General features: G+C 68.5%; 17 protein-coding genes. 12 read left to right on the forward strand and 5 right to left on the reverse strand.

The window, feature by feature from the left end; translation table 11 throughout:
• The gene (locus tag U5798_RS14615; RefSeq protein WP_322082447.1) at positions 1-960 is read right to left on the reverse strand and encodes an MBL fold metallo-hydrolase; all 960 of its coding nucleotides are present in this window, start codon (positions 958-960) and stop codon (positions 1-3) included.
• A 177-nt stretch (positions 961-1137) separates the two neighbouring features.
• Between U5798_RS14615 and U5798_RS14620 the strand changes: the two genes are divergently transcribed.
• The gene (locus U5798_RS14620) at positions 1138-2808 is read left to right on the forward strand and encodes an IclR family transcriptional regulator (protein WP_322082448.1); all 1671 of its coding nucleotides are present in this window, start codon (positions 1138-1140) and stop codon (positions 2806-2808) included.
• A 229-nt stretch (positions 2809-3037) separates the two neighbouring features.
• Positions 3038-3181, forward strand: a complete 144-nt coding sequence (locus U5798_RS14625) for a hypothetical protein (RefSeq protein WP_162999171.1) — start codon at positions 3038-3040, stop codon at positions 3179-3181.
• A gap of 105 nt (positions 3182-3286) precedes the next feature.
• Here U5798_RS14625 and U5798_RS14630 read toward each other — a convergent pair whose 3' ends face one another.
• Complete coding sequence (locus tag U5798_RS14630; RefSeq protein WP_322082449.1) at positions 3287-6160, reverse strand: bifunctional YncE family protein/alkaline phosphatase family protein; 2874 nt, start codon at positions 6158-6160, stop codon at positions 3287-3289.
• 209 nt (positions 6161-6369) lie between these two features.
• Positions 6370-6852: an Lrp/AsnC family transcriptional regulator gene (locus U5798_RS14635; protein WP_059240672.1), complete on the reverse strand. Its 483-nt coding sequence runs from the start codon at positions 6850-6852 to the stop codon at positions 6370-6372.
• Positions 6853-7136: 284 nt separating this feature from the next.
• Between U5798_RS14635 and U5798_RS14640 the strand changes: the two genes are divergently transcribed.
• The 3 genes from U5798_RS14640 (at position 7137) to U5798_RS14650 (ending at position 10429) form a co-directional block, all read left to right on the forward strand.
• Positions 7137-7799, forward strand: a complete 663-nt coding sequence (locus U5798_RS14640; protein ID WP_322082450.1) for a LysE family translocator — start codon at positions 7137-7139, stop codon at positions 7797-7799.
• A gap of 75 nt (positions 7800-7874) precedes the next feature.
• A complete protein-coding gene (locus tag U5798_RS14645) occupies positions 7875-8306 on the forward strand; it encodes a YqaA family protein (RefSeq protein ID WP_124447791.1) in 432 nt (143 codons plus the stop codon).
• Between the two features lie 140 nt (positions 8307-8446).
• Entirely contained in the window at positions 8447-10429 is a 1983-nt protein-coding gene (locus U5798_RS14650; RefSeq protein ID WP_322082451.1) for a Cache 3/Cache 2 fusion domain-containing protein, read from the forward strand.
• 37 nt (positions 10430-10466) lie between these two features.
• Here the strand turns inward: U5798_RS14650 and U5798_RS14655 are convergent, their stop codons facing one another.
• The gene (locus U5798_RS14655; protein WP_124447795.1) at positions 10467-12119 is read right to left on the reverse strand and encodes an acyl-CoA synthetase; all 1653 of its coding nucleotides are present in this window, start codon (positions 12117-12119) and stop codon (positions 10467-10469) included.
• A 168-nt stretch (positions 12120-12287) separates the two neighbouring features.
• Between U5798_RS14655 and U5798_RS14660 the strand changes: the two genes are divergently transcribed.
• The 7 genes from U5798_RS14660 to U5798_RS14690 all read left to right on the forward strand — a co-directional run bounded on the left by U5798_RS14660 (position 12288) and on the right by U5798_RS14690 (position 22031).
• On the forward strand, positions 12288-13043 hold the full coding sequence (locus tag U5798_RS14660; RefSeq protein ID WP_322082452.1) for a Crp/Fnr family transcriptional regulator: 756 nt from the start codon (positions 12288-12290) through the stop codon (positions 13041-13043).
• Positions 13044-13229: 186 nt separating this feature from the next.
• Positions 13230-16397, forward strand: a complete 3168-nt coding sequence (locus U5798_RS14665) for an efflux RND transporter permease subunit (protein WP_322082453.1) — start codon at positions 13230-13232, stop codon at positions 16395-16397.
• Between the two features lie 36 nt (positions 16398-16433).
• Complete coding sequence (locus U5798_RS14670; RefSeq protein WP_322082454.1) at positions 16434-17663, forward strand: efflux RND transporter periplasmic adaptor subunit; 1230 nt, start codon at positions 16434-16436, stop codon at positions 17661-17663.
• 5 nt (positions 17664-17668) lie between these two features.
• Entirely contained in the window at positions 17669-19174 is a 1506-nt protein-coding gene (locus U5798_RS14675; protein ID WP_322082487.1) for an efflux transporter outer membrane subunit, read from the forward strand.
• Between the two features lie 21 nt (positions 19175-19195).
• The gene (locus U5798_RS14680) at positions 19196-19891 is read left to right on the forward strand and encodes a heavy metal response regulator transcription factor (protein ID WP_009688307.1); all 696 of its coding nucleotides are present in this window, start codon (positions 19196-19198) and stop codon (positions 19889-19891) included.
• Positions 19888-21345: a heavy metal sensor histidine kinase gene (locus U5798_RS14685; protein WP_322082455.1), complete on the forward strand. Its 1458-nt coding sequence runs from the start codon at positions 19888-19890 to the stop codon at positions 21343-21345. Before U5798_RS14680 ends, U5798_RS14685 begins: the two co-directional genes overlap by 4 nt.
• A gap of 98 nt (positions 21346-21443) precedes the next feature.
• Positions 21444-22031, forward strand: coding sequence for a LysE family translocator (locus U5798_RS14690; protein ID WP_124447806.1), 588 nt, complete (start codon positions 21444-21446; stop codon positions 22029-22031).
• A gap of 12 nt (positions 22032-22043) precedes the next feature.
• Here the strand turns inward: U5798_RS14690 and U5798_RS14695 are convergent, their stop codons facing one another.
• Positions 22044-22889 carry an AraC family transcriptional regulator gene (locus U5798_RS14695; RefSeq protein WP_322082456.1) on the reverse strand — a complete coding sequence of 282 codons (846 nt, stop codon included), beginning with the start codon at positions 22887-22889 and terminating at the stop codon, positions 22044-22046.
• Between the last annotated feature and the right edge of the window lie 20 nt (positions 22890-22909).

Here is a 22909-nt window from a genome sequence, read left to right on the forward strand (position 1 = left end):
TCAGTCCTGCAGCGCGGCCCACATTTCCTTGTCGCGCTGCGCGGTCCAGATGCGCGGATGCGCGATGCCGCTCGCCTCGTCGAACGCGCGCGACACGTCGAACGGCAGACAGTGTTCGTAGATGAACACGTGGCCGAACTTCGGGTCCATCGCTTCGCGCGTGAGCGCCATCGACGCCTTCAGGTCGAGATTGCGCTCGACGGCCTTGCGGCCCTGCGCGAGCAGCGTCGTCACGAAATCCTTCGTGTAGTCGAGGCCCTTGTTCACGTCGGCCGGATTCAGCAGCGCGGGGCCGCGGCCCGGCACCAGCTTCTCGGCGCCGAGCGCGCGCAGCGCCTCGAGCGTGGCCGGCCACTGTTCGAGCTGCGCATCGCCGCAGTAGCACGCGGCGTCGTATTCGACGAGATCGCCCGAAAACAGCACCTTCTGCGACGGCAGCCACACGATCGTGTCGCCCTTCGTGTGGCCCGAGCCGACGTGCATGATCTTCACTTCGAGCTTGCCGAGGAACAGCGTGATCTCGCGCTCGAACACGAGCGTCGGCCAGGTCAGGCCCGGCACCGTCTCGACGCCGGCGAACAGGCGCGGGAAGCGTTCGATCTCCGACTTCATGTCGGCCTCGCCGCGCTCGACGATCATCTCGTAGGTGCCGCGGCTCGCGATCACGTGCTGCGCGCCTTCGTCGAAATACGCGGACGCGCCGAGCACGCGCACCGCGTGGTAGTGCGACAGCACCACGTGCTTGATCGGCTTGTCGGTCACGCTGCGGATCTTCGCGATCAGGTCCTGCGCCATCGCGGGCGTCGCGGTCGTGTCGACGATCAGCACGCTATCGTCGCCAATGATCACGCCCGAGTTCGGGTCGCCTTCGGCGGTGTACGCGTACGCGTTCTCGGACAGCTTCGTCCAGGTGACTTTCTTCTCTTCCAGATCGGCTTGGGAGGCGAATGCTTTGGCCATTGTGCGTTCCGTGGCTGCGAGCCATGTGTTGAGGGGAATGAGCGGATCATCTTCTCGCCTCGAATATTTGTCAATGACAAAGTCGCTTGCTATTGTTTAATACGGGTAAACCTGCGGGCTGGCGCGAGAAATGGCGTCGGATACCATGCGGGGTTTCGTCAACGGAAGAATCATCGCGTGCAGAACCACGAAGTCAGCGCAGACGACGCGCCGCCCAAGGCGCAGCGCGGGATCCAGAGCGTCGAGGTCGGCGGCCGGCTGCTCGACGCGCTCGCGCGCCGGCGCAAGCCGCTCGGGCTGTCGGAGCTGGCCGCGGCGGCCGACCTGTCGACCGCGCAGGCGCACACCTATCTCGTCAGCCTGACGCGGCTCGCGCTCGTGAAGCGCGATGCGATCACCGGCAACTACGAGCCGGGCCCGCTGTCGCTGCGGCTGGGGCTGATGTCGATCGAGCGCCAGCCGGCCTATCGCGCGGCGCTGCCGCACGCGGCGCAGCTCGCCGAAGCCGTCGGCCTGAGCGTCGCGCTGTCGGTGCCGGGCGCGCTCGGCCCGACGATCGTGCGCATCGAGCACGGCGGCTATCCGTTGCACGTGAACCTGCACGTCGGTTCGGTGATGTCGCTCGACACGACGGCGACCGGCCGCGTGTTCCGCGCGTTCGGCGACGCCGCGCAACTCGACGCGATGGCCGCGAGCCAGGCCGGCGCGGGTGCGACGCTCGCCGGCGCCGAAGCCGCGCAAGCCGCACCGGACGCCGAGGCGCAACAGGCCGAACGCGAAGCGATCCGCGCGCGCGGCATCGAACGCAGCATCGACCGGCCGAGCCCCGGCGTCAGCGCGATGTGCGTGCCCGTATGCGACGCGCACGGGCATCTGCAGCTTGCGTTGACGGTGATCGGTTCGAGCGGGTCGATCGACGTCGACTGGGACGGCCCGATCGCGACGGCCTTGCGCGAAACGGCGCGGCAGGCCACCGCGTCGCTCGGCGCGCAAGGGTCGAGCGCGGCCGAACCGCCGCCCGCGTCCGCGCCCGTGCCGGCAGCCGGCGCGGCGCGCGTGCCGCCGGCCCTGGCCGACGACGCGAAAGCACAGCGCGGGATCAACGCGCTCGACAGCACCGGCGAACTGCTGCTCGCGCTGGTGTCGGCGGGCCGCGCGCTGCCGCTGCGCGATCTCGCGGCGGCGGCCGGCATGCCGGCCGCGAAGGCGTTTCCGCATCTGGTCAGCCTGCAGAAGATCGGCCTGCTGGGCCGCGACGACGCCGGCTGCTTCGACGGCGGCCCGCTCGCGCAGGCGCTCGGCCTGATCGCGATGCAGCGCGTGTCGCCGACGCGCGACGCGGAAGCCGAGATCGTCGCGCTGGCCGCCGCGACCGACATGAGTGTCGCCGCCGCGACGCTCGGCCCGCTCGGCCCGACCGTGATCCGGCTCGAGGAATCGGCGCGGCCGCAGCACGTGAGCCTGCAAGTCGGCACCGTGATGTCGCTCGTCAATACGGCGATCGGCCGGATCTTCGCATCGGGCATGTCCGACGACGTGCTGGCCGACCTGCTCGCCAACGAGCCCGTGCGTCTCGCGGGCACCCGCGCCGCGCCGGACGACGCCGCATTCCGCGCGCGGCTCGCGGCGATCCGCGCGGACGAACTCGATTTCGCGTTCGATGCGCCGGTGCCGGGCATCGGCACGGTCGCCGCGCCCGTGTTCGATCACACCGGCAGCATCCGGCTCGTGATCGCGATCATCGGCTCGTCGCGCGGCTTTCCGCGCGGGCCGGACAGCGACCTCGCGCAGACGCTGCGCGCCGCGACGCGGCGGCTGTCCTGGCGCTTCGGGTGGATTGGCCGGTAATCGCGCCCTTTTCCCCGACGTTCGACTCCCCCTGTTTTTCTTCCCGCGAGGCCGTGCCGGCACGGCCTCGGCACGCCTGCGCGTCACACGACGGCGACGATATTCATGTTGCGTGGCAGCAACATAAAGTGTCAGTAATTCTCATATAACGAAATCGAATTTCACAAGGCGGTGACGTTTCGCTATGATTAGGGTTATCCCTAACTCGCCACCTATATGGGGCTTCGTCATGCAAACGTCTAATGTCTCCGATCGTTCCACCCAATCCACTGGCTGGCTCGCACGTGTGAGCGAGCTGCTTGCGGAAGCGTGGGCGCTCCACCTCGAGAACTGCGAAGTCATCGCTGAAGCACACGCGCGCCTGCCGCGCTGAGCGGAACGGCCAGGGCGGACTTGAAACGAACGACGGTCCGTCGAGCGGCCCGCCGTTCGTATGCCGGCGGCCCGTTCGCCGCCGGTTTTTCGTCAAGCGAGGGCGTCAGCCCTTCACCGCGTGCTTCGCGGGCGCCGTCGCGGGCACGTCGTCATCGTCGTCATGCCGGCGCGTCGCCTGCTGCGTGTCGCCCGGCCGCACCGGATACGCCTTCGCGCCCATCAGCCCCTTCCACAGCACCTTGTTGTAAGCGACCGCATCGAGCCGGTCCTCGACCGAGAAATCCATCCCGCGCGTGACCGCCGCCCAGTAGCGCATCCCGTGCGTCGGCTTCAGCGCGGCCGTCTTGATGTCGCCCGCCGGAATCGGCAGCTGGGTGTTCGCGAGCAGCCCGGACGCGACCGCCTTGTACGTCCACTTCGCCTGGCTCAGGTCGAACACGTCGGTCATCGGCCCTTGTGTCGCATCGAACAATCCAAGGTGATCGAGATTCAACACCTCGGTGATCGTGCGGATCATGTTGACCGTCGTGTAATGCGTACTGACGACCGCGTTCTGCTTCACGTACGGCCCGATCACGAATGCCGTGCTGCGATGTGCGTCGACGTGGTCCGGTCCGTCCTGCGCATCGTCCTCGACGACGAAGATCAGCGTGTCCGACGCATACGGGCTGTTCGCGAGCGCCTGCGCAACGCGGCCGACCGCATAGTCGTTGTCGGCCATGTCGAGCTCCGGCGTGTTGACGCCGTCCAGCGACGACGCGAAGCTGCCGGTATGGTCATGCGGCAGGCGCAGCAGCGTCAGCGCGGGCAACTGGCCGTTGCCGACGAACTGGTTGAATTCGCGCTCCCACTCCAGCTCGCGGTACAAGTCCGGATACGCGTTGTCATAGCCGCGGAAGTACGGATCCGTGCGATCGACGAGCGCGGGCGTCACGCTGTACCCCTGCACCTTGTTGTCGGCGAACGGCGCCCGGTCCATCGGAATCGCGTTCGGGCCGCTGTTGCGCGAGATATCCATGAAGAAGCCGTAGTTGCGCACCGTCAGGCCCGCACGCAACGCGGCGTTCCAGATATAGCCCTGCTGTACGGCATCCGACGGGCCGTCCGGTGCCGACACGTCGGCCGTGCCGGGCAGCAGATCGGGGTCGCTCGGCGTGAGCGGGTTCGCCGCCGTGCGTTGCGCGCCGGTGAGGCCGACGTCGACGTTCCGATTCTGGCCTTCCCAGTCGTAAGAGCCGCCGCGCGCGCCGCTGCGCGCCGGGCTGCTCGCATAGTTGACGGGCAGCATCTTCGCGCCGGCATCGGACTCGCGTGCACCGGTCGACCACGGCCAGCCGTTGCCGCTCACGTCGCCGGAATCGTGGAAGTTGTCGAGCGTGACGAACGTCTTCGCGAGCGCGTGCATGCTCGGCGTCGTCGCGTCCGGAAACTCGGCCAGCGACGGGTCGCCGTTCCCGCGGCCCAGATCGCCGAGGATCTGGTCATACGTGCGGTTCTCCTTGACGATATAGATCACGTGCCTGATCTTCTGCCGCAGCGCGTTCATCGTCGCGACGTCGGCGGCGGAGAGCACCGCATTGAAGCTGTTGTTGTCGGCGACCTGCTTCGTCAACAGATCGAGCGTCGCGCTGTCCGGCGCGGGCATCCACATGAATCCGCCCTTGCTCAACTGCTCGATGTACTGGTTCTCCACCAGGTGCACGGGCGAGTTCTTGACCGGGCACGGTACGGTCCTGCCGCTGTCCTTGCAGTTGCCTGGATTCGGCCCCGGCATGTTCTTCGTGTAGACCACGTAGAGCGCGTTGTTCGCGCCGACCGCGACATCGGACGGATACCATCCGGTTGGAATCAGTCCGCTCACTTTCGCCGTATCGCCGGACAGCGAGACGACCGCGACGTCGTTGGTGCCGCGATTGGTCACGTACAGTGCGGTTTCGTCAGGCGACAAAGCAAGCCCGTTCGGCGACGCGCCGCGATACTGCATTTCCGTGACGAGCCCGGTGGGTGCGACCGTCGACACGCTCGACACGACCTTGTTCGATGTCGTATCGATCACCGACACGATGTCGGCGTTGTCGGACGCGACGTAGAGGCGAGTCTGCGCCCGGTTCAACACCATCTTGTTCGGGTTGCCCTTGACCGCGATACGCGTGACGATCTGCGGCGCATCGGTCGAGATGTCGACGACGACGATCTCCCGATCGCGTTCGCTCGACACGTAGGCCGTCTTGTTGCCGACGATGCGCACCGCGTTCGGATATTCGCCGCCCGGCGTGCCCGACGCGCCGCCGCTCTTGCCAGGACGGAGATCGCGTTCGGCCAGCACCGCGCGCCCGGCCAGATCGACCAGCGTGACGCTGTCGTGATAGCGGTTCGCCACGACCGCGCGCTTGCCGTCGGCCGTTACGTCGACGCCGGTCGCGAGCGGCGCGCTGCCGAGGCCGTTACCGCCCTTGTGACTCAGCGCGATCGACGCGCCGGCTTCACCCCAGGCGCCCTGCGACAACGCGAATACGTGCAGGTTGTCGTCGCCGCCGCCGGTCACGTAGAAATGCTGGCCGTCCGGCGCGAATGCGATACCGACGTAGGTATCGGGCACCGGCAGCACCTGCTTCTTCACCGGCGTGCCGCCCGACACGTCGAATACGAACACGTACTCGTTCGAATCGGCATTGATCAGCTTGCCGCCGGCGTCCAGCCTGTTGTTGTAGCCGCTCGTCAGCACCAGCAGCGTCTTGCGGTCCGGGCTGAGGGCCTCCGACACCGGCTGGCCGGCGATCAGGTCCGGCACGTCCTGCAGCCCGGGATTCAGCGCGACGAGCGTCGTGCCGGGCGCGGCCAACGGCGTGATGCGCTGCCCGGTCGACAGCAGCGTCGATGTCGTGTCGCCGAGCGTCGCAGCGGTATTGACGGAATCGCTGTTGCACGCGGTCAGGGTCGCGGCAATCGCAGCGGCAAGGACGAGAATCTTGTACACGGATGCTCCTGTTCGTCGGACAAAAACGTTTCCATGCGCCACCGTAATGAGGCGTAATGATTCGTAACGAACGGGAGAATAGTGACCGGCAGTGAATCGCCGGTGACGGCAACCTTGCTAAAGGCGCCGCACATCCTTTCCTTTTCCTTTCGATTTCCGGTTGGCCGCACGCGCGAACGGCCAAAGGCGAACCGCGGCAGCCCGCCCCTTCACACCTGGATCGAAGGCACATCCTTCATGCACCGCAGCGCGAACATCGAGCGGCTGTGACGGATGCTCGAAATCCGGTACAGCTTTTCGCGCAGGAAGCGTTCGTAGCCGGCCGTGCCGTCCACCGCCACCTTGATCCAGTAGTCGTACTCGCCCGACACCAGGTACGCCTCGAGCACTTCCGGCAGCGCCGCCAGTTCCGAGCCGAAACGCGCGAGCGCGTCGTCCTCGTGGCGATCGAGCGTGACTTCGAGGATCACGATGTCCGCATAGCCGAGCATGCGCTGGTTGACCAGCGCGACGTAACCGTCGATGTAGCCGTCGAGTTCGAGTTGCCGCGTACGGTTCCAGCAGGCGGTGGTCGACATGCCGATCTGTTCGGCGAGTTCGGCGTTCGACAGGCGCGCATTTTTCTGCAATGCACCCAGGATCTTGCGGTCCTGGTTGTCGAGCGTTTTGGGCGTGCGTTCGCGGGTAGCCATGGAGAGAAGAATCTTCTACTGAAAATCGGCATTCTATCTGAACAGGATTCCGGTTTCAGGCCCGTTTTGCTGGAAAACAGGAAGCCTTTTAACCGGGCCGCTTGATACATTTTCACCATGCCTGCTGCCCGGCACGCTCCCCGCGACAACCCCTTCGCACCGGGACGCACGGCCGCAATCACGAGTTGCGGTGCCGGGCGGCAGGCATGCGATTCCCCGCCGCCCCGCACGCCTATCCGACCGCGTGCGGGGCCGGTGCCTGCGGCCCTGTTCCTGCTTCCGTCATGTCGTTCAAGCTTTATCTGTCGTTCCTCGCTGCTTCTGTCGTCCTGATCTACGCCCCCGGTCCCGTCAACCTGCTCACGATGAACCAGGCGCTGCGCGCCGGCTGGCGCCGCGCGCTGCCGTGCGTCTGGGGCGGCACGCTCGCCGTGCTGCTGCAACTCGCGCTGACCGCGCTGTGCCTGAATTCGCTGGTGCATCTCAACGAACACGCGCTGACCGTGCTGCGCTGGGCCGGCGCCGCGTATCTCGTGTGGCTCGGGGCCAGGCAATGGCTCAGCCGTGCGCCGGCCGGCGCTCCCGCCGCCACGACCGCAGCCGGCACCGGGGCCGCGGCCGCCGTGGCCCCGGCGGACACCGACACCGGCCGCGCGCTGTTCTGGCGCGGTGTCGCGACCTCCGGCCTGAATCCGAAAACGCTGCTGTTCTTTCCGTCGTTCTTTCCGCAGTTCATCAGCCCGGATTCCGACTGGAGCCTGAACCTGCAATTCCTGCTGCTCGCGACGACGTTCGCGCTGCTGTTCGCGGGCGGCGTCGCGTCGATGGCGCTGTTCTCGCACCGGCTGAGCCGGGCGTTGCAGCGGCCGGCGCGGATGCGCGCGATGAATCGCGTGACGGGCGGGCTGCTCGTCGGGATGGGCGCGATCATGGCCGGCTGGAACTGAGGACACCGACGCTTTCCGTTCCGCGCGACCGCCACGCCCCCGCGCCGACGGCGACGCCGCCGGTACAATCGCGCGATGTCCGAATTGCTCACTTACGGCGGCCTGTTCGCCGTGTCGATGGTCGCCGCGACCCTGTTCCCGCTCCAGTCCGAAGCCGTGCTCGCCGGCCTGCTGCTCGCCGGGCGCGAACCCGTATGGGCGCTGGTGCTCGTCGCGAGCATCGGCAACGTCGGCGGCTCGGCGATCAACTGGGCGCTCGGGCGCGGCATCGAGCACTTCCGCGAGCGCCGCTGGTTTCCGGTCAAGCCGTCCGCGCTCGCACGCGCCGAGCGCTGGTACAGCCGCTACGGCCGCTGGTCGCTGCTGCTCAGCTGGGCGCCGGTGATCGGCGATCCGCTGACGATGATCGCCGGCGTGCTGCGCGAGCCGCTGCCGACCTTCCTCGTCATCGTGACGATCGCGAAGGTCGGCCGCTACCTGGCCGTCGCGTGGCTCGTGACGCACTGACATCCGCTGTCCTTCGCACGCCTGCCGGCCCGCCGGCGACGACGCTCCGCTAAAGATTTCGCCAGAGTTGCCGTATTTAACGGACGACTAGCGGTGACGCGTGCGTTCCGCCCCCTCTCCCTCCCCACTCAGGATGCTTCATGAGATTGACCCAATTGGGCCGGGTGAGCGTCGGCGCGCGTCTCGCCGCGCTGGCGTGCGTGCTCGTCGCCCTGCTGTTTACCGTGTTCGCATGGACGCTCGCCCATTTCGCCGGCCGGCAGCTCGCCGAAGAAGCGCACATGCGGATCGTCGACAAGGAGCAGTCGATCCGCGCGATGGTCGACCTGTTCGACAAGGCTCTGACCGCCGAAGCCAACCGCTCGATGTCGCTGTTCGCGAGTTTCCTGCCGGCCGATTTCGCGCTCGACCCGGCACGACCGGTCGACATCGGCGGCGTGGCCGCGCCGACGCTTCTCGCGGGCGGCCAGCCGCTCGACCTCGATTACTCGATTCCCGACCAGTTCCTGAAGAAAAGCGGCGCGATCGCGACGATCTTCGCGCGCGACGGCGACGATTTCGTGCGCATCACGACGTCGCTGAAGAAGCAGGACGGCGCGCGCGCCGTCGGCACCAAGCTCGACCGCGCGGGCCCCGCGTATGGGCCGCTCGTCGCCGGGCGCAGCTATACGGGCCTCGCGAAGCTGTTCGGCCGGTCGTACATCACGCAGTACAAGCCGGTGACCGACGCGACCGGCCGCGTGATCGGCGCGCTGTTCGTCGGCCTCGACATCGGCGCCAAACTCAAGCTCGTCGAAGACGGCATCCGCGCGCTGAAGATCGGCGACAACGGCTACTACTTCGTGCTCGACGCGTCGCAGGGCCCGTCGCGCGGCACCTTCGTCGTGCATCCCGATGCGGCCGGCCAACCCGCCGACGACACGCGTGCGCCCTATGCGCAGATGCTCGCGGCCGGCCAGGGCCGGCTCGCGTACACGTCGACCGACCCGGCCGCGCACGACGGCGGGCCGACCGCGAAATTCGTGTCGTTCACGACGATTCCGCAGTGGCAGTGGCTCGTCGGCGGCATTGCGCTCGACGACGAGCTGCTCGCCAGCATGCGCGCCACCCGCAACCGTTTCCTGATGATCGGCGCCGTGCTCGTCGCGGCGTTCGCGACGCTGTTCGTCATCGTGGTGCGCCGCGTCGTGAGCCGGCCGCTGGAAGCCGCTGCGCGGGCCTCCGAGCGCTATGCGGCAGGCGATCTCAGCGTGCGCATCCGCGACGGTGCGCCCGCGCAAGGCAGCGCCGGCAACGACGAGATCGGCCGGCTCGTGCAGGCGGTCGACGGGATCGGCGACGGCCTCGCGCGGATCGTCGCGCAGGTGCGCAACAGCTCGGCCGACATCGCGCACGGCACGGTCGGCATCGCGGCCGGCAGCGGCGACATCGCCGCGCGGATCGCGACGCAGGCGAGCAGCGTCGAACAGACGGCCGCCAGCATGGAGCAGATCACCGCCGCCGTGCAGCAAAGCGCCGAGCACGCGGCGCAGGCCAACGCGCTGGTCGCCGACGCATCGGCCGCCGCGACGAACGGTGACGCCGCGGTGCAGCGCGTGGTCGCGACGATGGACGACATCGGCCGCGCGACGCGCCGGATCGCCGAAATCACCGGCGCGATCGAAGGCATCGCCTTCCAGACCAACATCCTCGCGCTGAACGCGGCCGTCGAAGCCGCACGCGCGGGCGAACACGGCAAGGGTTTCGCCGTGGTCGCGGCCGAGGTGCGCGCGCTCGCGCAGCGCAGCGCGGCCGCCGTCAAGGAGATCGATGCACTGAGCGCCGAATCGTCGGCGACCGTCGAACAGGGTTACCGGATCGCGGACGCCGCACGCGGCACGATGCGCGACATCGTCGCGCGGGTCGACCAGGTCCGCACGCTGATCGGCGAGATCAGCGCCGCGTCGCGCGAACAATCGACCGGCATCGAGCAGGTGAACCTGGCCGTCACGCAGATCGGCGAAGCGACGCAGCAGAATGCGACGCTGATCTCCGATGCCGAACGCGCGGCCGTCGCGCTGCGCGACCAGGCCGCGCAGTTGTCGGACGCGGTCAGCGTGTTCCGGCTCGAACGCACCGCGTGACAGGCACCGGACGATCGGCCAGGGCCGGGCGACTCGCCTACTTCTTGTCGCCCGCCAGGTCGATCGCCTTGTCCGAGCCGACCGCATTGCGCAGCTGGAACTTCTGGATCTTGCCGGTCGACGTCTTCGGCAGCTCGCCGAAGCGCACGGCCTTCGGCACCTTGAAGCCCGCGAGCAGTTGCCGGCAGTGCGCGACGATCTCCTCCTCGGTCGCACTCGCGCCTTCGCGCAGCTCGACGAACGCACAGGGCACTTCGCCCCATTTCGGATCGGGCATCGCGACGACGGCCGCGACGGCGACGGCCGGATGACGGTACAGCGCGTCCTCGACCTCGATGCTCGAGATGTTCTCGCCGCCGGAGATGATGATGTCCTTCTTGCGATCCTTGATGCGGATATAGCCGTCCGGCATCAGCACCGCGAGATCGCCGGTATGGAACCAGCCGCCGTGGAACGCCTCGTCGGTCGCCTTCGGGTTCTTCAGGTAGCCCTTCATGCAGATGTTGCCGCGGAACATGATCTCGCCGAGCGTCTCGCCGTCGGCCGGCACCGGCGCCATCGTGTCGGGATCGAGCACCGTGGCGCCCGCTTCGAGGTGGTAGCGCACGCCCTGGCGCGCATTCAATCGCGCGCGTTCCTCGTCGGACACCGCGTCCCAGTGCGCCTGCTTCGCGCAGACGGTCGCCGGGCCGTAGACCTCGGTCAGCCCGTACACGTGCAGCAGGTCGAAGCCGATCTCCTTCATCTTCGCGATCACGGCCGGCGCGGGTGCCGCGCCCGCGACCATCGCGTGCACCGTGTGGTCGATCCCCGCGCGGAATTCGGCCGGTGCATTCGCGATCGCGCTCTGCACGATCGGCGCGCCGCAGTAATGCGTGATGCGTTCGCGGCGGATCAGGTCGAACACGGTCTTCGCGTCGAACTTGCGCAGGCACACGTTCACGCCCGCACGCGCCGCGACGGCCCACGGGAAGCACCAGCCGTTGCAGTGGAACATCGGCAGCGTCCACAGATACACCGCATGCTTCGGCATGTCCCATTCGAGGATATTGCTGATCGCCGCGAGATACGCGCCGCGATGGTGGTAGACGACGCCCTTCGGGTCGCCGGTCGTACCGGACGTGTAGTTCAGCGCGATCGCCTCCCATTCGTCGGCGGGCGGCGTCCACGCGTAGTCGGCGTCGCCGCCGGCCACGAACGCCTCGTAGTCGGTCGCGCCCGCGAAACGGTCGGGATCGGCCGGCATCGCGTCGGCGACGCTGACGATCTTCAGGCCCGGCACCTCGAGCGCCGCGCGATGCGCGAGCTCCGCGTATTCGGTATCGACGATCAGCACCTTCGCCTCGCCGTGACGGAGCATGAACAGCACCGACGGCACGTCGAGCCGCGTGTTGATCGTGTTGAGCACCGCGCCGGCCATCGGCACGCCGAAGTGTGCCTCGACCATCGCCGGGATGTTCGGCAGCATCGCCGCGACCGTGTCGCCGCGCTCGACGCCGGCCTGCGCGAGCGCGCTCGCCAGCTGCTTCGCACGCGTGTAGGTCTCGCCCCACGTGCGCCGCACGTCGCCGTGCACGATCGCAAGGCGCTCGCCATAGACTTCGGCCGTGCGGACCAGGAAATCGATCGGGGTGAGCGGCACGTAATTGGCGTCGCGGCGGCCGAGTCCGGCCTCGAACATCTGCGTCATGATCCTGTCTCCCGTGTACTGTCGACCGGCGTGCATGCACCCCGGATCGTTTTGATGTGGTTCAATTGCCGACAGCCTAACGGGCGCTATTGTGAGCCGTCTGTCATCGAAACGACAGAGTGCCGCTCCAGCGCTGCGCGTTATCCCTATCCTCGCAAACCCGCACCCATGCACGACGACTCCGTTACGCCGCTCGACGCGGCCGCCCGCCCGGCCGACACGCTTCCCGAACCGGGCCCGCTGCCGCCGCTCGCGACGCTGTTCGCCCAGTGCGCGTGGTTCCGCACGCTCGCGCCCGAGCACCAGGCGCTCGTGCTCGCGCAGTCGCGCGTCGAGCAGTGCGAGGCCGGCGACGTGATCGCGCATCGGCTCGCGCCGTCCGAGTACTGGATCGGCGTGCACCAGGGGCTGCTGAAGCTCGCGATCTTCAACGTGTCGGGGCGCGGCTGCACGTTTTCCGGCGTGCCGTCGGGCGGCTGGTTCGGCGAAGGCAGCGTAATCAAGCGCGAGCTGCGCAAGTACGAAGTCGTCGCGATCCAGCGCTCGACCGTGCTGTTCGTGCCGGTCGACACCTTCCATGCGCTGCTCGATACCAGCCTGCCGTTCACGCGCTTCGTGATCCATCAGTTGAACAACCGGATGGGCGAATTCATCGCATCGATCCAGAACAGCCGGCTGCTCGATGTCGACGCACGCGTCGCGCAGGCGCTCGCGCAGCTCTTCAACCCCGACCTGTATCCGGATACCGGCCCGTCGCTGTCGATTTCCCAGGAGGAACTCGGCATGCTCGTCGGCGTGTCGCGGCAGCGGATCAACCAGGCGCTGCAGCAGCTGGAAAAGCTCGGCGCGTTGCGGCTCGCGTACAACCAGATCGAGGTCGTCGATCTGCAGGCGCTCGCGCGCGTCGGAATGGAACAGCTGTGAGCGCCGCACGATCGGCACAACCGTCGCCATCGCGACACGTGCATTCCGTCTGCGGAATCGGCGCGCAGCGCGCGCGCCTCAACCTGACCGTTCCGCCAGTTTCGCGACAGTAACCCGTTCCACGCCGACGCCTATCATTCGGGTTCCCTTCACCGACGCCTGATCACCGCCCGTCCCGCTGCCTCCATGTGGATCGTCAATCTCGCGCTCAAGCGCCCCTACACGTTCATCGTCATGGCCATCATGATCGTGCTGGCCACCCCGCTTGCGCTGATGCGCACACCGGTGGACGTGCTGCCCGCGATCAACATCCCCGTGATCAGCGTGATCTGGAATTACAGCGGCTTCTCCGCGACGGAGATGACCAATCGCATCACGTCCGTCCATGAGCGGATCCTGACGACGACCGTCAACAACATCCAGCACGTCGAATCGACGTCGCTGCCGGGCATCGCCGTCGTGAAGGTGTTCCTGCAACCGGGCGCGAACGTGCAGACGGCGATCGCGCAGACGGTCTCCTCCGCGCAGGCGATCGTGCGGCAGATGCCGCAGGGCGCGACGCCGCCGCTCGTGATCACCTATTCGGCGTCGAGCATCCCGGTGATCCAGCTCGGGCTGTCGAGCACGACGCTCAGCGAACAGTCGCTCGCCGACATCGCGCTCAACTTCCTGCGCCCGCAGCTGATCACGGTGCCGGGCGCGCAGATCCCGTTCCCGTACGGCGGCCGCACGCGCGTGGTCGCGATCGACCTCGACCCGCAGGCGCTGCAAGCGAAGGGGCTCACGCCGGCCGACATCGTCAATGCGGTCAACGCGCAAAACCTCGTGCTGCCGACCGGCACCGCGAAGATGGGCCAGACCGAATACCGGATCGACACGAACGCATCGGCCGACACCGTCGCCGACATCAACAACCTGCCGGTCCAGACCGTCAACGGCGCGACGACCTACCTGCGCGAGGTGGCAGCGGTGCGCGACGGTTTCGCGCCGCAGACCAACGTCGTGCGCCAGAACGGCCAGCGCGGCGTGCTCATCTCGATCCTGAAAAGCGGCGACGCGTCGACGCTCAAGGTCGTGTCGGACCTGAAGGCGCTGCTGCCGAAGGTGATCCCGACGCTGCCCGAGGGGCTCACGATCACGCCGCTGTTCGACCAGTCGGTGTTCGTCGACGCGGCCGTCCAGGGCGTGATCCACGAGGCGCTGATCGCCGCCGTGCTGACCGCGATGATGATCCTGCTGTTCCTCGGCAACTGGCGCAGCACGCTGATCATCGCGATCTCGATCCCGCTGTCGATCTTCACGTCGCTGATCGCGCTGTCCGCGCTCGGCGAAACCATCAACATCATGACGCTCGGCGGCCTCGCGCTCGCGGTCGGCATTCTCGTCGACGATGCGACCGTCACGATCGAGAACATCGAGCGGCACCTGCACCTCGGTACCAACCTGCACGACGCGATCCTCGAGGGCGCCGGCGAAATCGCGGTGCCCGCGCTCGTGTCGACACTGTGCATCTGCATCGTGTTCGTGCCGATGTTCTTCCTGACGGGCGTCGCGCGCTTCCTGTTCGTGCCGCTCGCGGAAGCCGTCGTGTTCGCGATGCTCGCGTCGTACGTGCTGTCGCGCACGCTGGTGCCGACGCTCGCGATGCTGCTGTTCCGCCCGCAGCAGGCGAACACCGGCCCCGAGCATTCGATGTCGCGCTTCGCGCGCCTGCATCACGCGTTCAACCATGCGTTCGAACGGCTGCGCGCGTGGTACATCGTGCTGCTCAGCATCCTGCTCGTGCGCCGCCGCTTCTACGCGATGTGCTTCCTCGGCTTCTGCGTGCTGTCGACGGGGCTGGTGTTCGTGCTCGGCCGCGACTTCTTCCCGAACGCCGATTCCGGCAACATCCGGCTGCACATGCGCGCGCCGACCGGCTACCGGATCGAGGAAACCGCGCGCCTCGCCGACCGGGTCGAGCGCGTGATCCGCGAAACCGTGCCGCCCGACGAGCTCGGCGCGATCGTCGACAACCTCGGCCTGCCGGTGAGCGGCATCAACCTGTCGTACAGCAACGCCGGCACGATCGGCACGCTCGACGGCGAGCTGCTGATCGCGCTGAAACCCGGCCACCGCGCGACCCGGCACTACGTGCAGACGCTGCGCACGCTGCTGCCGCAACGCTTCCCGGGCGTCGAGTTCTTCTTCCAGCCGTCGGACATCGTCACGCAGATCCTCAACTTCGGCCAGCCGGCCGCGATCGACGTGCAGGTGCTCGGCAACGATCTCGCGAGTAACATGACCATTGCGAGCAGCCTGATGAAAAAGATCAGGCAAATCCCCGGTGCCGTCGACGTGCACGTGCTGCAACGGAACGACGAGCCGACCCTGCTGGCCGACATGGACCGTACGCGCATGCAGCAGCTCAACCTCTCCGCGCAGAACGTCGCGCAGAACATGCTGATCTCGCTGTCCGGCAGTTCTCAGACCACGCCCTCGTTCTGGATCAACCCGCGCACCGGCGTGCAGTACCCGCTGCAGATCCAGACCCCGCAATACAACATCGCGTCGGTCGACGACCTACTCGGCACGCCGATCTCGGCGAGCGGCCGCACGGGCGTGCCGCTGCAATTGCTCGGCAACCTCGTGCAGGTGCGCAGCACCGTGAACCCGGCCGTGATCACCCACTACAACATCCGCCCGGCGGTCGACGTGTACGTGAGCGTCGAAGGCCGCGACCTCGGCGCGGTCGCGGGCGAGATCGACCGCATCGTGTCCGGCGCGCGCGCGACGTTGCCGCGCGGCACCGACCTGACGATGCGCGGCCAGGTCGAGACGATGCGCACGTCGTACATCGGCCTCGGCGCGGGTGTCGCGATGGCGATCGTGCTCGTCTACCTGCTGATCGTCGTCAATTTCCAGTCGTGGCTCGACCCGCTGATCATCATCAGCGCGATGCCCGCTGCGCTCGCCGGCATCGCGTGGATGCTGTTCATCACCGGCACGCACCTGAGCGTGCCCGCGCTGACGGGCGCGATCATGACGGTGGGCGTCGCGACCGCGAACAGCATTCTGGTCGTGTCGTTCGCGCGCCAGCGCCTCGCGGCCGGCGCGCCGCCGCTCACGGCCGCGCTGGAGGCCGGCGCGACGCGGATCCGGCCGGTGCTGATGACGGCGCTCGCGATGATCATCGGGATGGTGCCGATGGCGCTCGGTCTCGGCGAAGGCGCCGAGCAGAATGCGCCGCTCGGCCGCGCGGTGATCGGCGGGCTGCTGTTCGCGACCGTTTCGACGTTGCTGTTCGTGCCGCTCGTGTTCGGCGGCGTGCATGCGCGGCTGGCCCGCCGGCGCGCGCGCCAGGCCGGACACTGACTTTCGCCCCACTACCCGGTTGAATTGGTTGAATTCATGGAAGAGAAACATCACAGCGCCGTCGGCATCCAGGTGGACGAACACGGCATGCACCTGCCGACGCGCACGTCGGTGTCGCGGCGCGGGCGCATCGTCCTGGTCGTGATCGGCGTGCTGCTCGCCGCCGGCGCCGCGCGCACGATCGTCGTCAACGTGCTGAACGGCAACCGGCTCGACGCGGTCGCCGAGCAGAACACGCGCCAGTACGTGAGCGTCGTGCATCCGGTCGACGCGGCCACCGGCGGCAAGCTGACGCTGCCCGGCACGCTGCGCGGCTTCGTCGAGGCGCCGATCTACGCGCGGGCGAGCGGCTACGTACTGCGCTGGCAGGCCGACATCGGCGCGCACGTGAAGCAGGGGCAGACGCTCGCCGAACTCGACACGCCCGAGCTGAACCAGGAACTCGCGCAGGCCACCGCGCAACGCCAGCAGGCGCAGGCCGCGCTCGCGCTCGCGAAGACGTCGTTCGACCGCGCGCAGCAGCTGCGCCAGCGCGATGCCGTCTCGCAGCAGGAACTCGACGACCGGCAAGGCGCGTTCAGCCAGGGCACCGCGAACCTCGCCGCGGCCGACGCGAACATGCGCCGGCTCACCGAGCTGAAGGGTTTCCAGCGGATCGTCGCGCCGATCGACGGGATCGTCACGCAGCGCAACGTCGACGTCGGCGATCTCGTCAATTCCGGCAACGCCGGCCGTTCGCTGTTCACCGTCGTGCAGGCCGACCGGCTGCGCCTCTACGTGCAGGTGCCGCAAGCCAACGCGCAGCAGGTGAAGATCGGCCAGCACGTGAGCGTCGCGCAGGCCGAACTGCCGGGCCGGACCTTCGACGGCACGATCACGCGCACGTCCGAGGCGATCGACGTCGCGACGCGCTCGCTGCAGATCGAGATCACGCTGCCGAACCCGGACGGACGGCTGCTGCCCGGCGCTTACGTGCAGGCCACGCTGCCGATGACGCCGGTCGGCCGCCTGCAGGTGCCCGCCAATACGCTGCTGTTCCGCGGCGAAGGCCCGACGGTCGCAATCGTCGACGCGAACGGCCAGGTCCACCTGAAGCAGGTGACGGTCGTGCGCACGATCGGCCAGACGCTCGAAGTCGATGGCCCGCTCACGCCGAGCGACCGCCTCGTCGCGAACCCGAGCGACGCGCTCGCGAACGGCGACAAGGTCGTCGTGCAGGCGCCGGCCGCGCAACCGGCGTCCGCGGTTGCCGGAGCGAAGTCGTGAGCGCGATGCACGCCCGCCTGCGGCCCGCGGCGCTCGCCGCCGTCGTCGCGGCAACCGCCGTCGCCGGCTGCGCCGTCGGCCCGGACTACCAGCGCCCGGCCGTCGACACGCCGGCCGCGTGGCGGCTCGACCCGGCCGATGCGTACTGGCATCCGGCCGCGCCGGCCCGCGCGCCGCTCGATCCCGCGTGGTGGACCGCGTTCGGCGATCCGCAACTCGACGCACTCGAAACCGACGCCCTGCGCAACAACCAGAACCTGAAGGCCGTGGCCGCGCGCTACGACCAGGCGAAGGCGACGCTCGCGTCGGTCGCGTCCGCGCAGTATCCGGCCGTCGGCCTGACCGCGAGCGGCCAGCGCTTCAAGATCTCCGCCGACCGGCCGCAGACCAACTACGCGACGAAGAGCATGTCGACCGTGCAGAACGAGATCCAGGTCGGCGCGGCCGTCAGCTACGAGCTCGACCTGTTCGGCCGCGTGCGGCGCAGCGTCGAATCCGCGCAGGCCACCACCGAGCAGGCGCGCGACGATTTCGCGAACGCGCGCCTCGTGCTGACCGCCAATCTCGCGTCGAGCTATTTCGCGCTGCGCGAGCTCGACAGCGAAATCGACGTCGTCAAGCGTTCGATCGACCTGCAGCAGAAGGCGCTCGACTACGTGAGCGCGCGCCACGACCTCGGCGCGGTGTCGGGCCTCGATCTGTTGCAGCAGCGCTCACAGCTCGACGCGACCCGCACGCAGGCTCAGTTGCTGCTCCAGCAGCGCGCGCAGGTCGAAACCGCGCTCGCGACGCTGGTCGGCGCGCCGGCCCCCGATTTCTCGCTGCCGCCGCGTGTGGTGCCGATCAACGCGCCCGCGCTGCCGACCGGCATGCCGAGCGACCTGCTGCAGCGGCGGCCCGACGTCGCGTCGGCCGAACGCGCGATGGCCGCCGCGAACGCGCAGATCGGCGTCGCGCGCGCCGCGTATTTCCCGCGCATCACGCTGTCGCCCGACATCGGCTGGGATGCGACGCGCTTCGCGGGCCTGTTCACCGTGCCGGCGCTGCTGTGGTCGGTTGGCGGGTCGCTCAGCCAGCCGCTGTTCGAAGGCGGCCGGCTGAAGGCCGGCGTCGATTTCGCGCAGGCCGGCTACGTCGCCGCGCAGGCCAGCTACCGGCAGACCGTGCTCACCGCGTTCCAGGAAGTGCAAAATGCGGTCACGGGCCTGTCGATCCTCGCCGACGCCGCGCAGCAGGCAGCGGCGGCCGTCGACGACGCGCGCAAGCTCGTGTCGCTCGCGCAGGACCGCTACGCGGGCGGCCTGACGCCGTTCATCGACGTGCTGACGGCCCAGCAGCAACTGTTGACGAGCGAACGCCAGGCCGTGCAGATCCAGGGCCAGCGCGCGGCGCTCGTCGTGTTTCTCGCGAAGGCGCTCGGCGGCGGCTGGGACAGCGCCGCGACGAACGGCGCCCCGCCATCCGACGTCGCGGCGGCGGCCCCGCAGCGCACCGCGGGCGTCGGCCCTTAACCCGGTTAGCGGAAGACAAACATGAAAGTGCTGATCGTCGAAGACGAACCGAAAGTCGTCGAATACCTGAAGAGCGGCCTGACCGAGGAAGGCTGGGTCGTCGACACCGCGCTCGACGGCGAGGACGGCGCCTGGAAAGCCGTCGAATTCGACTACGACGTGGTCGTGCTCGACGTGATGCTGCCGAAGCTCGACGGCTTCGGCGTGCTGCGTGCGTTGCGCGCGCAGAAGCAGACACCCGTCATCATGCTGACCGCGCGCGACCGCGTCGACGATCGCGTGCGGGGCTTGCGCGGCGGCGCCGACGACTACCTGACCAAGCCCTTCTCGTTCCTCGAGCTGATCGAACGGCTGCGCGCGCTGACGCGCCGCGCACGCGTGCAGGAATCGACGCTGATCTCGATCGGCGACCTGCGCGTCGACCTGATCGGCCGCCGCGCGACGCGCGACGGCACGCGGCTCGACCTGACCGCGCAGGAATTCCAGCTGCTCGGCGTGCTCGCGCGGCGCAGCGGCGAGGTGCTGTCGAAGACGACGATCGCCGAACTCGTGTGGGACGTGAACTTCGACAGCAACGCAAACGTCGTCGAGACGGCGATCAAGCGACTGCGCGCGAAGCTCGACGGCCCGTTCGCGGACAAGCTGCTGCACACGATCCGCGGCATGGGCTACGTGCTCGAGGCACGCGAGGACGGCGACACGGAGCGGCGGGCATGAAACGCTCGATCATCCTGCGGCTCTCGGCGATGTTCGGCATCGTGTCGCTGCTCGTGTTCACGCTGGTCGGCTGCGGGCTGTTCGTGATGATGGAGCGCCAGCTGTTCGCCGAATTGCGCGCGACGCTCGACACGCGCGCCAAGGTCGCCGCGATGATCGTGTCGCACGCGACCACGGCCGAGCGCGGCCGCCTGATGCAGGAAAAGCTCGCCGACCTCGAACCGCCCGACGGCTCGACGCACTACCAGGTCGTCAGCGACAACCCGGCGTTCCGCTTCGGCAAACCCGTCAACGGCGTGCCGCTCGACCCGCCGTTCGGCGCGTTCCAGCGCTACCAGCTCAACGACAGCAGCTATGCGGTGATGACGAAGACCGTCACGCTGGCCGGCGCCGGCGAGCGGCCGGAGCTGCAGCTGGTCGTCGCGTCGTCTTGCGAGCGCACGCAGCGGATGCTGCGCCGCTTCGGCTGGACGCTCGCCGCGCTGATCGCGACGGCCACCGTCATCACGCTGCTGCTGAGCCGCGCGGTCGCGCGCTTCGGGCTCGCGCCGCTCGACCGGCTGTCGCAGGATGCGGCGAGCGTGAGCGCGACGAACCGCCGCCAGCGGCTGCACACCGACGCGCTGCCGACCGAGCTGCGCGATCTCGCCACGTCGTTCAACGGCGCGCTCGAGCGCATCCAGCAAACCTACGCGCGGCTCGAAGCGTTCAACGCGGACGTCGCGCACGAGCTGCGTACGCCGATCAGCATCCTGATCGGCCAGACCCAGGTCGCGCTGACGAGCCGCGACCGCTCGGTCGACCGGATGCGCCAGACGCTGCAGTCGAACCTCGAGGAATTCGAGCGGCTGCGCGTGATCATCAACGACATGCTGTTCCTGTCGCGCAGCGATCGCGGCGAACGCGCGACCGACCTGAAGGACGTGTCGCTCGCCGACGAGGTGCGGCGCATGCTCGACTTCCTCGAAATCCCGCTCGACGAGGCGCAATTGCGCGCCGAATTGCACGGCGATGCGCGTGCGGCCGTCGATCCGTCGCTGTTCCGCCGCGCGATGACGAACCTGCTGATCAACGCGATCCAGCATTCGGCGCCCGGCGCGACGGTGAACGTGACGATCACGCGCCGCGACACGCTCGTCGAGATCGCCGTGTCGAACCCCGGCGAACCGATCGATCCGGCGCAGCGCTCGCACGTGTTCGAGCGCTTCTACCGGCTCGAGGAAGCGCGCGCGAACAGCAAGGAGAACCACGGGCTCGGGCTGTCGATCGTCAAGGCCGTGGCCGAGATGCACGGCGGCGGCGTATTCGTCGCGTGCGCGGGCGGCATCAATACGTTCGGCTTCTCGGTATCGACGGAACCCTGCGCGGGCGGACCGCTGCGCGCAGCCGACGCAGCCGGTTCGGGCGATTCGGCGGAGCCGCGTCCGGCCCACGCGCCGCGCGCGCTGCACTGACGGCGGCCGCGCCAGCCGAGGGCAGTTTTCTTCAATACGGGCCGAAACGGCTCCCGTAGTCTCGATGCGACTTTCGACATTTCGCATGGAGACACCTGATGAGCATGCTGGTTTCGATGGCCGCGTTCGCGCTGGCCTCGTCGATCACCCCCGGTCCCGTCAACATCGTCGCGCTCGGCGCGGGCGCCCGTCACGGCCTGGGCGCCGGCCTGCGCTACGCGGCCGGCGCGACGCTCGGCTTCGTCGCGCTCTTTCTGCTGATCGGCCTCGGCCTGCACGCGGCGCTCGCGCGCTGGCCCGTGCTGACGACGGCCACGCAGTGGTCGGGGATCGCGTTCCTGCTGTTCATGGCGTTGCGGCTCGCGCTCGACGACGGCCGGCTGTCGGCCGACCCGGACGTGGCCGGCCCGTCGGCGGCATCCGGCGCCGCGATGCAGTGGCTCAATCCGAAGGCATGGCTCGCATGCGTGGCCGCGATGGGCGCGTATGCGGCCGACGGCGACCGCGCGCAGGTCTGGCAATTCGCCGCGCTGTATCTGGTGATCTGCTTCGCGTCGATCGCCTGCTGGGCGTATGCGGGCGCGTCGCTGCGGCATCGGCTCGCGAACGCGCGGCGCATGCGCGTGTTCAACCGGCTGATGGCGCTGCTGCTGGCAGGCAGCGCGTTGCTCCTGCTCGACGTCTAGCCGCGTTGCCGCTCAGCGCATCGCGCTGCGGTACTGCCCGGGCGTCGCGGCCGCGATGCGCCGGAATGCGCGCTGGAAATGCGCCTGGTCGGCAAAGCCCGCATCGAGCGCGACTTCCGCGATCGGCCGGCCGCGGCGCAGCTCGGTGCGGCCGTACTGCACGCGGCGATCGACCAGGAATGCGTGCGGCGTCATCCCGTAGCGCGCGTTGAACGCACGGATCAGGTATGACGGCGACAGGTCGGCCGCCGCGCAGATCGCATCGAGCGTCACGCCCTCGCGGCAATGCGCGGCGATGTAGTCGGCCGCGCGCGCGAGCTTCGCGTTGTCGTCGCCCGGCCGGGGGTCGGGCAGTTCGCGATCGAGCGCGCCGTGCAGTTGCGTGAAGAACTCGACCGCCGCGCTTTCCTTGCCGAGCGGATCGACCGAAGGCGAAACAAGCGTGCGATAGAACCCGCCAAATTGCGCGAACAGGTCGCCGCGCTCCGTCAACTTCGGCGAAAACCCGTGAAAATCGCCGTTCGGATCGCGCCCCAGCGCATGCTGCAGCCGCGCGAACCACGGCACGTCGACATAGACCATCCGGTACGCCCACGCATCGGGGCCATACGGGTTGCACGCATGGACCTGTTCCGGATCGATGATCACGAGCACGCCGCGCCCGACATGTTCGTTCGTCGCGCCGTTCACGTAGGTGCTCGTGCCGCCGACGATCGCGCCCACCGAGAACGTATCGTGCGTGTGCTTCGCGTAGCAGATCTCGCGGCCGTCGTCGACGGTGCGCGCCTCGATGAACGGCAGCGCGGCGTCGCGCCAGAACGGCGACGGGTCGATCGATCGGTTGGCGGTACGGCTCACGCGGCGGGCTCCCGGTTCGG

It is taken from the genome of Burkholderia sp. BCC1972, assembly GCF_905339605.1.
Classification (GTDB): Bacteria; Pseudomonadota; Gammaproteobacteria; order Burkholderiales; family Burkholderiaceae; genus Burkholderia.

Coding starts and splice junctions, on each gene's coding strand:
- U5798_RS14670 (WP_322082454.1), top strand. CDS start 16,434: ATGGAAGAGAAACATCACAGCGCCGTCGGCATCCAGGTGGACGAACAC.
- U5798_RS14645 (WP_124447791.1), top strand. CDS start 7,875: ATGTCCGAATTGCTCACTTACGGCGGCCTGTTCGCCGTGTCGATGGTC.
- U5798_RS14655 (WP_124447795.1), bottom strand. CDS start 12,119: ATGACGCAGATGTTCGAGGCCGGACTCGGCCGCCGCGACGCCAATTAC.
- U5798_RS14665 (WP_322082453.1), top strand. CDS start 13,230: ATGTGGATCGTCAATCTCGCGCTCAAGCGCCCCTACACGTTCATCGTC.
- U5798_RS14660 (WP_322082452.1), top strand. CDS start 12,288: ATGCACGACGACTCCGTTACGCCGCTCGACGCGGCCGCCCGCCCGGCC.
- U5798_RS14680 (WP_009688307.1), top strand. CDS start 19,196: ATGAAAGTGCTGATCGTCGAAGACGAACCGAAAGTCGTCGAATACCTG.
- U5798_RS14640 (WP_322082450.1), top strand. CDS start 7,137: ATGTCGTTCAAGCTTTATCTGTCGTTCCTCGCTGCTTCTGTCGTCCTG.
- U5798_RS14675 (WP_322082487.1), top strand. CDS start 17,669: ATGCACGCCCGCCTGCGGCCCGCGGCGCTCGCCGCCGTCGTCGCGGCA.
- U5798_RS14690 (WP_124447806.1), top strand. CDS start 21,444: ATGAGCATGCTGGTTTCGATGGCCGCGTTCGCGCTGGCCTCGTCGATC.
- U5798_RS14650 (WP_322082451.1), top strand. CDS start 8,447: ATGAGATTGACCCAATTGGGCCGGGTGAGCGTCGGCGCGCGTCTCGCC.
- U5798_RS14635 (WP_059240672.1), bottom strand. CDS start 6,852: ATGGCTACCCGCGAACGCACGCCCAAAACGCTCGACAACCAGGACCGC.
- U5798_RS14615 (WP_322082447.1), bottom strand. CDS start 960: ATGGCCAAAGCATTCGCCTCCCAAGCCGATCTGGAAGAGAAGAAAGTC.
- U5798_RS14625 (WP_162999171.1), top strand. CDS start 3,038: ATGCAAACGTCTAATGTCTCCGATCGTTCCACCCAATCCACTGGCTGG.
- U5798_RS14685 (WP_322082455.1), top strand. CDS start 19,888: ATGAAACGCTCGATCATCCTGCGGCTCTCGGCGATGTTCGGCATCGTG.